This window comes from Nocardioides sp. NPDC004968, from assembly GCF_040608935.1.
Classification (GTDB): Bacteria; Actinomycetota; Actinomycetes; order Propionibacteriales; family Nocardioidaceae; genus Nocardioides.
The window spans coordinates 518,865-531,131 of the sequence record NZ_JBEXJF010000001.1 but is presented as its reverse complement, the minus strand read 5'-3'; the positions used below and the strand labels follow the sequence as shown (position 1 = coordinate 531,131).

8 protein-coding genes are annotated in these 12,267 nt (G+C 69.8%); 1 reads left to right on the top strand and 7 read right to left on the bottom strand.

Going from position 1 to position 12,267, the window contains the following annotated elements; all coding sequences use genetic code 11:
* Positions 1 to 78: 78 nt before the first annotated feature.
* From ABZU72_RS02510 to ABZU72_RS02485, 6 genes are read right to left on the bottom strand one after another with little or no spacing between them, the layout of a single operon-like run.
* Positions 79 to 828, bottom strand: coding sequence for a GntR family transcriptional regulator (locus ABZU72_RS02510; RefSeq protein WP_355017326.1), 750 nt, complete (start codon positions 826 to 828; stop codon positions 79 to 81).
* Positions 809 to 2,407, bottom strand: coding sequence for an ABC transporter ATP-binding protein (locus tag ABZU72_RS02505; protein WP_355017325.1), 1,599 nt, complete (start codon positions 2,405 to 2,407; stop codon positions 809 to 811). The genes ABZU72_RS02510 and ABZU72_RS02505 overlap by 20 nt, the downstream gene beginning before the upstream one ends.
* The gene (locus ABZU72_RS02500) at positions 2,391 to 4,175 is read right to left on the bottom strand and encodes a gamma-glutamyltransferase (protein WP_355017324.1); all 1,785 of its coding nucleotides are present in this window, start codon (positions 4,173 to 4,175) and stop codon (positions 2,391 to 2,393) included. The genes ABZU72_RS02505 and ABZU72_RS02500 overlap by 17 nt, the downstream gene beginning before the upstream one ends.
* Positions 4,172 to 5,062, bottom strand: a complete 891-nt coding sequence (locus ABZU72_RS02495; RefSeq protein ID WP_355017323.1) for an ABC transporter permease — start codon at positions 5,060 to 5,062, stop codon at positions 4,172 to 4,174. Before ABZU72_RS02495 ends, ABZU72_RS02500 begins: the two co-directional genes overlap by 4 nt.
* Positions 5,059 to 6,012, bottom strand: coding sequence for an ABC transporter permease (locus ABZU72_RS02490; RefSeq protein ID WP_355017322.1), 954 nt, complete (start codon positions 6,010 to 6,012; stop codon positions 5,059 to 5,061). Before ABZU72_RS02490 ends, ABZU72_RS02495 begins: the two co-directional genes overlap by 4 nt.
* A complete protein-coding gene (locus tag ABZU72_RS02485; RefSeq protein ID WP_355017321.1) occupies positions 6,012 to 7,652 on the bottom strand; it encodes an ABC transporter substrate-binding protein in 1,641 nt (546 codons plus the stop codon). Before ABZU72_RS02485 ends, ABZU72_RS02490 begins: the two co-directional genes overlap by 1 nt.
* A 131-nt stretch (positions 7,653 to 7,783) precedes the next feature.
* On the opposite strand from ABZU72_RS02485, the gene ABZU72_RS02480 reads away from it, so the two are divergent.
* Positions 7,784 to 8,905 carry an ionic transporter y4hA gene (locus tag ABZU72_RS02480; RefSeq protein ID WP_355017320.1) on the top strand — a complete coding sequence of 374 codons (1,122 nt, stop codon included), beginning with the start codon at positions 7,784 to 7,786 and terminating at the stop codon, positions 8,903 to 8,905.
* Between the two features lie 4 nt (positions 8,906 to 8,909).
* Here ABZU72_RS02480 and ABZU72_RS02475 read toward each other — a convergent pair whose 3' ends face one another.
* Positions 8,910 to 12,266, bottom strand: coding sequence for an SbcC/MukB-like Walker B domain-containing protein (locus tag ABZU72_RS02475; protein ID WP_355017336.1), 3,357 nt, complete (start codon positions 12,264 to 12,266; stop codon positions 8,910 to 8,912).
* Position 12,267: the final 1 nt, after the last annotated feature.

Below are 12,267 nucleotides of genomic sequence, written 5' to 3'. Positions count from 1 at the left end.
CGCCGGGCGGCCTCGCTCGGTCGCATAGCGGCTCCGGCGGCTCGACCAGCGGAGCAGGGCGGCTCGACCAGCGGAGCCTCAACCAGGCGGACGCCCAGCCCCCGGAACCGGCGGAAGGGTCCTCAGCTCCTCGACCTTCTCCGGCGGAGCGCCGCGCAAGGCATAGCCGATCCGCGACTCACGTACGTGCCAGCCCATCAGCTCGGCGGCACGGTCGCAGTCACCAGCATCGATGGCGGCCAGGATGCGCCGGTGGTCGGGCCAGAGCCGCTTGCCGCGGGAGAAGGTGTCGAGGGCGTAGAGCCACTCGATCTTGTGGGAGAGCTGACGCAGCAACGTGGCCAGGGTCTTGCTGCCGCTGAGCTCGGCGACCAGGATGTGGAAGCGGTCGTTGAGCGCAACCAGGGGCTCCAGATCGTCACGGGCGACCCACTCGTCCCCCTCGTCGAGGATCTGCGCGAGCTCCCGCCGGATCTCGAACCACGCCTGGTTGGGCTCGGGCTGGTCGAAGAGACCTCTGGCCCGCTCGGCCGCGCGGCGAGCGGTCGCGATCTCGAGGGCCTCCCGGACGGCGAAGAGGTCGTCCGCCTCGTCGAACGGGACGTGGCCGACCTTCGACCCGATGTGCGGTGTGGACTCGATGAACCCCTCGGCCTCCAGCGCGCGCAGCGCCTCACGCACCGGCACACGGCTGACGCCGTAGCGCTGGGCCAGGAAGGCCTCGGTCACCCTGGTGCCGGGGGTCAGCTCCCCGGCGATGATGTCGCGGCGTACGGCTGCGGTCAGGGCACCGGCCGGACGACCTCCCTCAGCCTGCGAGAGCCGCACCTGGGATCGCTTCCAGCAGCTCGGCGGTGTAGGCCGAGGTCGGTGCGGTGAAGATCTGGTCCACGGTGTCGTGCTCGACGACCCTGCCCTTGTGCATGACCACGACTCTATGTGCGATCTGGCGTACGACGGCGAGATCGTGGGTGATGAACAGGTAGCTGAGACCAAGATCGCGCTGCAGGTCGGCCAGCAGGGTGAGGATCTGGTCCTGGACGAGCACGTCGAGGGCTGAGACCGCCTCGTCACAGATCACCAGCTCCGGGTCGAGGGCCAGCGCGCGGGCGATCGCGACCCGCTGCCGCTGGCCCCCGGAGAGCTCGCTGGGCCGTCTCCCGGCGACAGACTCGGGCAGCGCGACCTGGTCCAGGAGCTCGCGTACGCGGCCCCGCCGGTCCCTCCGGTCGCCGACCCTGTGGATGTGCAGCGGCTCGGCGACCAGCTGGGCGACGGTGAAGGTGGGGTCCAGGGAGCTGTAGGGGTCCTGGAAGACGGGCTGTACGCGACGGCGTAGATCGGCCCGCTCCGCCCGCGATGCCCCGGCGATGCTGCGGCCGTCGATCCGCGCGGTGCCGGAGGTCGGTGTCTCCAGGCCGAGAACCATCTTGGCGATGGTCGACTTGCCCGATCCCGACTCCCCCACGACCGCGGTCGTGGTGCCGCGGTCGACGGAGAAGGAGGCCTGGTCCACGGCACGAAACGTCCCGCCGCGCCGGCCGCGGAGCCTGAACTCCTTGACCAGGTCTTCCACGACGAGGATCGGATCGGTGCCGTCCCGGCGTGACGGAGAGCTGCCCTCTCTGTCCAGCGACGGTGACGCCTCGATCAGTCGCCTGGTGTAGTCGTGCTGCGGGTCCCGGAGGAGTCGGGCGGCCGGCCCGGTCTCGACGATGCCGCCGTCGTGCATCACGACCACCCGGTCGGCTCGTTCCGCCGCGAGCCCGAGGTCATGAGTGACGAAGAGCAGCGAGGTGCCATGGGCAGCGACAAGTGTCTCGAGGTGGTCGAGGATCCGCCGCTGCACGGTCACGTCCAGCGCACTGGTGGGCTCGTCGGCGATCAGCAGCTTCGGCTCGCGGGCCAGCGCCATCGCGATCAGGACGCGCTGACGCATACCTCCGGAGAACTCGTGCGGATACTGCCCCGCCCGGTGCTCCGCCTCGGGGATCCCTGCCTCGGTGAGCAGCTCCATCACCCGCTTCTCGACCGCTGCGCCGCGCAGTCCGGCGGCGACGAGCGCGTCGGCGATCTGAGCACCGACTCTCATCGCGGGGTTGAGGTTGGTCATCGGGTCCTGCGGAACCAGCCCGATGCCCTCGCCCCGCAGCCCCCGCCAGGCCTTCTCCGTACGTCGAGTCAGCTCGTCGTCGCCGAGCCTGATCGAGCCGCCGGTGACATGCCCGGTGCCGGGCAGCAGGCCCAGGATCGCCGCGACCAGTGTCGACTTCCCCGAGCCCGACTGGCCGACGACGGCGACCCGCTCGCCGTGGCCGACGGTCAGGTCGACGCCGTGGAGGACCTCGGTGCGGCCGAAGGCCACCCGGAGGTCGGTGACCGACAGCATCTCAGCGTCCGACGGCATAGCCCTGCGCCCCCCTCGGGTTGGCGGCGGCCGAGAGCGTCCCGGTCGCCGGGTCTCTGGTCACCGCGGAGAGCCGGCCCAACGACCAGTCGCCGGCCGCCTCGACGGCATGGCCGCGCTCGCGCAGGCTCTCGATGAGTGCCTCGCCGAGCCGGTCCTCCACGACGGCTCCCGCCGGCGTCCAGGTGCGCGGCCAGAAGGACCCGGGGAACGAGGTCGAGTGGAGCGCAGGGGCGTCGATCGCCTGCTGGGGCGTGTAGCCGCCCACGAGCGTCCGCAGCAGGTAGAGCAGCTGCCACTGGTCCTGCTGATCGCCTCCCGGAGAGCCCACCGCGGTGACGGCCTCGCCGTCGCGCAGCACCAGCGTCGGGGTGAGCGTCGTGCGCGGCCGGCGCCCGGGCTGCAGCGTGGACGGAAGACCGGGCTCCAGCCAGGTCATCTGCAGCCGGGTGCCGAGGCAGAACCCGAGAGCCGGGATCGTCGGGGAGGACTGCAGCCAGCCGCCCGACGGGGTCACCGCGATGATGTTGCCCCATCGGTCGGCGACGTCGATGTGGCAGGTGTCGCCGCGTACGTCCCCCGTGGGCGAGACCGTGGGCTCGCCGACGCCGGCCGCCGAGGCGGCCGGATCGTAGGTCTCCCGCAACGGCGGGAGCTCCTTGGCGTCCAGGCCAGGACGGACCTCCCGGCTGGCCACGTCGCCGATCAGGGCACGGCGCGTGGCGGCGTACTCCTGGGAGAGCAGGACCTCCATCCGCTCCGCGTCGGCACCGTCACCGTAGTGGGCATCCCGGTCGGCGAAGGCCAGCTTGATCGCCTCCAGGATCGTGTGCGCACCTTCGGGGTTGCACGGGTCCAGCAGCACGTCGTCCAGCGGGTCGAGCAGATTGAGGATCTGGAGCAGGACCGGCCCCTGCGTCCACGCCCCGGCCTTGGCGATCGTGTGACCGCGGAAGGACGTGCTCACCGGCGTCTCGTACACGGCGGAGAACCCGGCCATGTCAGCTGCCGTGATCACGCCGGAATGATCGGTTCCGGAGGCGTGGCGGTGCGGGGTACGTACGAACTCGTCGATCGCCTCGGCGACGAACCCGCTCCCCCAGGCCGCCCGGGCGGCGTCGATCCGTGCCTCTCTGCTGCCGGCCCCATCTCCCGCGGCGACGAGCCGGTCCAGTACGGAGGCGTAGGCCTCGTTGCGCACCATCGTGTCGGGTTCCGGCAGCTCCCCGTCGACGAGCCAGTGGTCGGCCGAGGTCGGCCAGTGGTCGCGGAAGAGGTCGGCCACCGTGGCGATCGTCGAGACGGTGCGGCCCAGGATCGGGTGGCCATTGCGCGCGTAGTCGATGGCATAGGCGAGCACCTCGCCGAGCTCCCAGGTGCCGTGGTCACGCAGCAGCATCAGCCAGGCCTCGACCGCGCCGGGGACGGCGGCGGCGAGCGCCCCTGCCCCGGGGACCAGCTCGAGCCCCTCGGCGCGCATGTGCTCGACGGAGGCTCCCGCGGGTGCGGGACCCTGACCCATCAGGACCGTCGGCTCGCCGCCGGAGGTCGCGAAGATCCCGACGAGATCACCGCCCGGACCGTTGAGATGGGGCTCTACGACGTGCAGCACGAAACCGCCGGCCACGGCAGCGTCGAAGGCGTTTCCGCCCCGCTCCAGCACCGCTTGCGCGGCCCCGCTGGCCAGCCAGTGGGTCGAGGCGACCATCCCGAACCTGCCGAGCAGGTCGGGTCGGGTCTTGAACTCGGGGGCAGGTGTGTAGGTCATGACGTCCTCTCGTCGTTGGCCGGGTCGAGACTGTCGCGCAGCCCGTCCCCGAAGAGGTTGAAGCTGAGACAGATGATCGCGATCAGCGCACCGGGGAACACACCGAGCCACGCGTCCTGGGCCAAGTATTGCTGCGCGTCCGAGAGCATCACCCCGAGGCTCGCCTCGGGCGGCTGGATGCCCAGCCCGAGGAAGGAGAGCACCGCCTCCCCCAGCACCGCGGAGGGCATGATGATCGTCGCCTGCACGATGATCGCGGACAGGGCGTTGGGCAGGATGTGCCGGCCCATGACGCGCAGGCTGCTCGCGTTCATGGTCACCGCGGCCGCCACGAAGTCGGTCGTCCGAAGCCGCAGCGTCTCTCCGCGTACGACTCTGATCATCTGCGGCACGTGAGCGATCCCGAGCGCCAGCACTGCGTTGGACAGGCTCGCCCCGCGGATGGCGGCGAGTCCGACGGCCAGGATCAGGAACGGGAACGCGAGCGCCACGTCGGTGAACCGTGACACCAGCGCGTCAGCCCAGCGCCAAGACCCGGCGATGAGGCCCAGCGGGACCCCGACGACCGTCGCGAGCAGCACCGACAGCACCCCGACCTGGAGGGACGCCCTCGCCCCGTAGAGCATCCGCGAGAGCGTGTCGCGGCCCAGGTTGTCGGTGCCGAGCGGGAACCCGATCGTGCCCGGCCGCTGGAAAGGAGCGTCGAAGTGGGTCGTCGTCGGGCCGTAGGGCGCGAGCACCGGCGCCAGCACGGCCGCCAGCACGACGATGCCGAGGACCACGCCGCCGGCCATGGCGGTCCGGTTGGACCGCATCCGTCTCCACCAGGTGCTGGACCCGGCGTACGTCTGTGTTGTCGTCGACGTCGTGGTCATGGTCGTGGTCATGCGGCACCTGCCACGCGGATCCGGGGGTCGAGGACGGAGTAGAGCACGTCGACGGCCAGGTTGATCAGGACATATCCGACGGTGATGATCACGACGACGGCCTCGATGACCGGGTAGTCGCGGGTGAACACGCTGTTGAGCGTGAGCTTGCCGAACCCGGGCAGCCCGAAGATGCTCTCGGTGACCACCGCCCCCGAGATGAGCCCGCCGAGCTGCAGTCCGACGATGGTGACCACGACCAGGAGCGAGTTCCGCAGGCCGTACGCCAGCAGCACCCGCCGCCCGCCCAGGCCCTTGGCGCGGGCGGTGCGGACGAAGTCCGAACCCATCGTCTCGATCATCGAGGCACGGGTCTGCCGCATCACCGCGGCGGCGATCGCGAGCGAGAGGATCAGCGCCGGCAGGGTCAGGTGGTAGATGGCATCCACCGGGTTCTCGAGCATCGGCACGTAGCCGGAGGCCGGGAAGAGCGAGACCCGCACCGACAGGTAGAGGATCGCCAGCAGCCCGAGCCAGAAGCTCGGCACCGAGAGCCCCACCATCGCGACCCCGTTGGCGAGGAACTCCGGCCACCGGCCGCGGCGCCGCTCCGCGACGACGCCGAGGGCGAGCCCCACGACGACGGCGATCAGCAGCGCGTACGCCGCCAGCCACAGTGTCACCGGCAGCGTGCTGCCGAGCAGCTCGGTCACCGGCGTGCCGGTGCGCAGCGATCGCCCGAAGTCACCGTGGACGTAGTTCTGGACCCAGTTGGCGTACTGCACCCAGAGCGCCTGGTCGAGCCCGAGGTCGGAGCGGACCGCGGCGATCCGCTCCGGACTCGCCTCCTCGCCTGCCATCGCCAGCGCGGGGTCACCAGGCAGCATGCGTACGCCGGCGAAGATCACCATCGAGGAGAGCACGATCGTGAGCAGCGAGTGCCACGTCCTGGTGAGGAGATAGGCCCCCATCAGCCGGCCAGGTACGCGGCGCCGCTGATGCGTACGACACCGTCGGAGAAGACGGAGACGCCGGCGATCTGCTTCGACAGCCCGGTCAGGTTCCGCTGGCGGTAGAGGTAGACGATCGGGTTGTCCTCCTGGACCTGGGCGATCGCCTTGCCGTAGAGATCGGCGCGCTTGGCGGTATCCGTCTCCGAGGACGCGTCGGTGAGGAACTCGTCGACCTCGGCATTGCTGTAGCCCATGGTGTTCTGGCCCGCGCCGGTGGTGAGGAAGTTGAAGGTGTTGCCGTTGGGGTCGACGCGTCCGGACCAGCCCAGCTGCATCGCCTCAAAGGCACCACGGTCGTTGTTGTCCAGGAGCGTGGTGTACTCCACAGGCTCGATCCGCAGGTCGAAGCCGGCAGCCTCCACCTGGGCCTGGAGCGCCTGCGCGAACTGCAGGCTGCTCGGGGTGTTGGAGGTCTGCATCGTGACCTTCAGCGGGGTCGTGACACCCGCCTCCTCGAGCAGCTTCTTGGCTCCGGCCGGGTCGTGCTCCGGGCACGCCCGAGACGCCTCGGTGGCGAACTCGCTGCTGTCCGCGATCGGCGAGCAGGTCGGGTCGTAGTAACCGTGGAAGACGCTCTGGACCAGCTGCTCACGGTCGACCGCCATCGAGAACGCCCGGCGTACGTCCTTGCTCTTCGCGATCGGGGTGTCGATCTGCGCCACCGGGGTGCCGACACCGTTCTGGTTGCCGATGTTGATCTGGACGCCCTGGTAGCCGAAGGAGCCCACCTGCATCATCGACAGCTCGCCGTCCTTGCGAAGGTCGGCCATGTCCGCCGGCGCGAGCGAGTCGGCGACCTGGACGTCACCCGACTTGAGGTTGGCCGCCCGGATCGAGGCATCCGTCATGATCCGGTAGACGATCTTGTCCAGGTGGACGTTCTCGGCGTCGTAGTAGCCGGGGTCCTTCTCAACGGTGATGGAGGTGCCGGGCACCCGGTCGACGAACTTGAACGGCCCGACGCAGGTCGGGTGGTCGGCGAAGTTGTCGCCCAGCTCCTTCAGGGCCGTCGGCGACATGATCATCCCGGCACGGTCGGCCAGGGAGGCCGTCAGCGGCGAGAACGGCTCCTTGAAGGTCAGCCGCACCTCGTACGGGCCGCTCGCCTCGACCTTGCTCAGCGTCCCGAGCTCGCTGGCGCGCGAGGAGTCCGGCTTGGTCAGGTTGCGCTTCAGCGTCGTCACCACGGCTGCCGCGTCGAACGGCGTCCCGTCGGCGAACTTCACGCCTTCCTTCACCGGGAAGGTGGCCACCAGGCCGCCCTCGGAGAGCTCGGGAAGTGCGGTGGCCAGCATCGGCACGATTCCGCCGTCGGCGTCGATGTCGTAGAGCTTCTGGCAGACCGTCTCCATCACGTAGCGCGTGTAGAGCGAGGACGACGTGGTCGGATCGAGCGCGTCCGGGTCGGCGGAGAGGCCCATGGTGAGCGTCCCGCCCTCCTTGATCTCCTTGTCGCCGATCCCGATCGTGGTGACGACATCACCCGCGACCTTGTCGGAGGACTCGGTCGAGGTCTTCTGGACCTCACTGCAGGCACTCGCGCTCAGCGCGAGGGCGAAGACGGCGGCGTACGCAGCAAGGCGGGGTATCCGAGGCATGGCTGCTCCTGTGGGTGGGGGAACACTGGCAACGAACTGAATGCAATCATCAAGGATTCACCAAGGTTGTATACAACGTGTGCCGATTGGGTAAATCCGCCGAAGCGGCCCCTGGCCGTTAAGGTCAACTCATGAGTGCGCCAGCGGTCCGGGGCCGCCTGCAATGGTCATTGGTCGTGCCGATCCTCGCCCTGGTGGTGCTGGTCTTCGCGTGGATCCGCCACGACCACTGGGCGATCCTGGCCGTGGTGGCGGCTGTGCTGATCGGTGCGGTGCTGGGAGCGGTCCACCACGCCGAGGTCGTCGCCCACAAGGTCGGCGAGCCGTTCGGCTCGCTGATCCTCGCGATCGCGGTGACCGTGATCGAGGTCGGCCTGATCGTGATGCTGATGACCAGCGGTGGCGACAGCACCAGCACCTATGCCCGCGACACCGTCTTCGCCGCGGTGATGATCACCCTCAACGGCATCGTCGGGCTCTCGCTCATGGTCGGCGCCCTCAAGCACGGACTGGTCAGCTTCAATGCCGCCGGCACCGGGTCGGCGGTCGCGACCGTCATCGCCCTGGCCGGTCTCACCCTGGTGCTGCCGAGGTTCACGACGTCGGCGCAGGGCCCGCAGTACTCGACCTCACAGCTCGTCTTCGCCGCCATCGCCTCGCTGGCGCTCTACGTCGCCTTCCTCTTCACCCAGACGGTCCGCCACCGCGACTTCTTCCTCCCCGTCACCAGCGACGAGCATGGCCGGATGACCGGGTTGGTCGACCTCGACAAGGACGGCCACGCCGACCCGCCCTCGGCGGGCGAGGCCGCACTCAGCCTGGCCCTCCTCCTGGTCTCCCTCGTCGCCGTGGTCGGCCTGGCGAAGGTCCTCTCTCCCACGATCGAGAGCACCGTCAAGAGCCTCGGGTTCCCCTACGCGGTCGTGGGCGTCGTGATCGCTCTCCTCGTCCTCGCTCCCGAGTCGATCGCCGCGGTCCGCAACGCCTCCCGGGACCGGGTCCAGACCAGCCTCAACCTCGCCTACGGCTCGGCGATGGCGTCGATCGGACTCACCATCCCCGCCCTCGCCGTCGCGATGATCTGGCTCACCGGCCCGCTCGAGCTGGGCCTCGAGCCGACCCAGATCGTGCTGCTGGTCATCTCCGTCTTCGTCACCGGTCTCACCGTCGTCCAGGGCCGCGTCTACGCCCTGCAGGGTTTCGTCCACCTGGTCCTGCTGGCGGCGTTCCTCTTCCTCTCGATGCAGCCCTAGCCGGTCACCGCGCAGGGACTTCGTCGAGACCCACCTCGAGCTTCGGGAACGAATAGCCCGCGGCGTCCTTGAGCACCGTGTACTGAACGTCGACGTGTGGCTCGATGGCGCTGTGCTTGTCGTTGGGGGCGCCGATGATGAGCTGGAAGCCGAGACCTCGCCAGGCGCCGATGGCGCGGCCGGTGAAGCGGGCGTCGGCCTTGATCAACGCCTCGTCGAGGAAGACCGGGGCGTAGCGCGGCCGGTCTGCGCCGGCGTCGCCGAGCTGGTAGCGCAGTGCCGCCCCGACGATGAAAGCGACCAGCTCCTGCGACTCGCCGCCGGACTTCTCACCGATGTGGTCGTAGAGGGCGACGTGCTCACCGGTGTCGGCGGTGACCTTCTCGGCGCTGACGCGTACGTGGTTGCGTACGTCGATCAGGTCGGCGAAGTCGGGCGCCGTGCGGCGCATGCGGTCGATGAGCCGGGACATCCGGGTGTAGGCCTGCTCCCGGGTCTCGTTGGACGAGGCCTTCTCGATCAGGTCGCGCACGGTGCGGAGCTCCTTGCGGAAGCGGCCACGCACCGCCGACTGGCCCTCCTGGGTGTCGATCCGGAGCCGGTGGCCGTCGTCGTTGAACGGCAGCTCGGCGAGGATCTGGTTGATCGGGTCGATCCGGTCCCGGATCTCACGCACGGCCCGCGACAGGGTCGAGTCGAGGTTGGTCAGGTCGTTGCCCGACAGTTTGAGCAGCGAGTCGCGCCACTCGACCTCGAGCTCGTGCAGGCCGCTGGTCTGCAGCTCGTCGAGGAGACGGTCGAAGTCGGCGTAGGAGGCATCGGGGTCGGTGTGGAGGTTCGGGTTGGGCCAGCGCTCCAGGAACGCCTCGAAGGTCTGCTGCAGCTGCGACCTTGCCTGCCCGATCGTCACCTGTGCGGCCTCGCGATCGACGCTCAACCGCCCGCCCGCGCGGTCGAAGACGGCATCGAGCTCGGCGAGCACGTCCTCGCGACGGCCAGCCTCGCCACCACCCGACGCCCGGAACAGCTCGCCGAGGTATTCCAGCTGGTCAGCGCGGAGTTCCAAGCCCGAAGCCTCAGCCTTCTCAAGCGCATCCTTGGCCTGGTCGACCTCGTCGACGATCGCGCTCCACCGCTCGTCGAGCTTTTCGAAGGCGCTCTTGGCCCGGCCGACGTCCTCGCGCCGATCGGCGGCCTTGCGGCGCGCTTCGGCGACCCGGTCCTGAAGATCGGCGATCTCGGGATTGTCGGCGGTGACCTCGGCGATCACCGAGGCCCAGCGGTCGCGCTCGGCCTCGGCCGAGGCCACGTCGACCTGGTCCCAGGAGACCTTCGTGATCGCCTGGTACGCGGCGCGGCCGGCGTCGAGGTCCTCGAGCGCCTGCTCGGCCTTCTCGACCGCCCCGGCCGCCTCGTCGGTCTCGCGTCGGACCGCGTCGATCTCCTCCTCGAGCTGCGCGACCAGCCGCGTGTTGGTGAAGCCGAGCACGTTGCGGGCGCCGTGGCCGCCGTGCGCACCCCGGGCCCCCTGGGAGACCTGGCCGGTGACGGTGAGCGCCATCTTGTGCTGCGCGAGCAAACTCGGCGTCTGTACGCACACGTACCCATGTCGCGAGACGAGCCGCTCCTTGAGCCACCCGGTGAAGACGGTGCGCCGATACTCCAGGCGCCCGGGCAGCGTGCCCTCGTCGGGATCACTGTGGTCACGCATTCCTGTGTGTACGGCCTCGAACCGCACCCGGGTCGGCGTCCGCACCGAGTCGATCGCGGCGCGGAAAGCACCGGCGTGAGCAGCGTCGATGAGCAGCGTGGTCGCGAACCCGCCAAGCGCGAGGTTGAACGCCTCGCGCCAGGCCTCGTGCTCGGTGCGTACCTCGACCAGCTCGCCGACGAACGGCATGTCGGCCGGGGTCAGACCGGCGGCCTCGGCCAGCACTTCGCGGGCAGCGCGGAGCGGTTCGGGGATGTTGTTCTTCACGCTCCTGGCGTCACGGAGCTCCTGCTCGAGAGCATCGAGCCGTCTCACCGTCTCGTCCGCGGCGGATCGGGCCGCGGCGTAGGTGTTGCGGGCGGCTCGACGACCATCCTTGTCGGCCAGGGCCGCCCGAGCCCGATCCAGCAAGTCCTCGAACGCCTTCTGGTCCGCCACGTCGACATCGAGCACCGAGAGCTCGTCGTCGAGCGAGGACCGCGCGCTGCGTACGCTCGCGAGCCTGGTCTCAGCGGCCTTGATCTCGCGGGTGGCGGTCTCGAGGCGATCGCCGCCGGAGGCGCGCAGGGTCTGCTCCAGGGCCTCCCGCTCGCTCTCGGCGGCGGCGACCAGCGCCTCCTGCTCGTGAACCGACCGCTCCGCTTCGCGGTGGCGTTCGCTGAGTTCGGTCTCGAGCGCACTGATCAGCTCGACCCGCTGCCCGGCCCGCCAGAGCCCTGCCGGGGTGGACTCCTCCGCGAACGAGCCGATGTCCTCGATCACGCCGAGCCGCTCGGCAGCCGCCTCGATGGCGAGGCGGTGTTCGCGGATCGGCGTCAGCGCGCGCACCTGCTGTTGCGCGGTGACCATCCGGTCGCGGGTAGCGGAGAGCTCATCGAAGTGCGCGACGACGCCGTCGGCGGTCGCGAGGGTCTCGGGCTCCTCGAGCACCATCTTCTTGTAGAGGTCGTCGACCGTGGTGATCTGCTGCCCCGCCTGGATCCGGCCGAGCAGGTTGACCGCCTTCTCGCCGTCGCCGGCGGCACCGATCCCGAGCGCGGAGTGGATCCGGGCGGTGAAGTCGCGGTCGGTGTCGATCGGGGTCAGCCCGACCTCGGAGACCGAGGTGCGCGTGAACCGGTGGGCAGCGACCGGCTCCAGATCACGTACGTCGAAGCCAGCCTCGGCAACGGCACGGAGCTTGGTCACGTCGTCGAGATTCTTGGCGGACGCGGGGACGTACCAGGCGCGGACCGCGGTGAAGCGGGCCCCGGTCTGGTCCTCCCAGGTCATCGCGATCGCCGACCAGGTGTCGCGGCCATCGCCACGCAGCACCCGGATCTTGGTGCCGTCGGCGGTCTTCGCCTCGTCGATCTTGCCGCGCGCGTAGGAGAGGATGTTGCGTTGGTCCTGGCCGCGCGGACGGCCCACGACACCACCGTTCGAAGCACCGTTGAAGGGCGTCGTGTGCGGCATGATCAAAGCGATGTAGGCGTCCATCAGCGTCGACTTGCCCGACCCGGATCCTCCGGTCAGCAGCGTCGCTGTCGGCGAGAACCGCACCCGGTGGGCGCCGTCGTAGCCGCCCCAGTTGACCAGCTGCAGCTCGCGCGCGACCCACTGCCGGCCGTTCGAGCGGGCGGGGATGAGGCCGAAGAGGCTGTCGATCATG

Coding starts and splice junctions, on each gene's coding strand:
- ABZU72_RS02490 (WP_355017322.1), bottom strand. CDS start 6,012: ATGGGGGCCTATCTCCTCACCAGGACGTGGCACTCGCTGCTCACGATC.
- ABZU72_RS02485 (WP_355017321.1), bottom strand. CDS start 7,652: ATGCCTCGGATACCCCGCCTTGCTGCGTACGCCGCCGTCTTCGCCCTC.
- ABZU72_RS02480 (WP_355017320.1), top strand. CDS start 7,784: ATGAGTGCGCCAGCGGTCCGGGGCCGCCTGCAATGGTCATTGGTCGTG.
- ABZU72_RS02500 (WP_355017324.1), bottom strand. CDS start 4,175: ATGACCTACACACCTGCCCCCGAGTTCAAGACCCGACCCGACCTGCTC.
- ABZU72_RS02495 (WP_355017323.1), bottom strand. CDS start 5,062: ATGACCACGACCATGACCACGACGTCGACGACAACACAGACGTACGCC.
- ABZU72_RS02475 (WP_355017336.1), bottom strand. CDS start 12,266: ATGATCGACAGCCTCTTCGGCCTCATCCCCGCCCGCTCGAACGGCCGG.
- ABZU72_RS02505 (WP_355017325.1), bottom strand. CDS start 2,407: ATGCCGTCGGACGCTGAGATGCTGTCGGTCACCGACCTCCGGGTGGCC.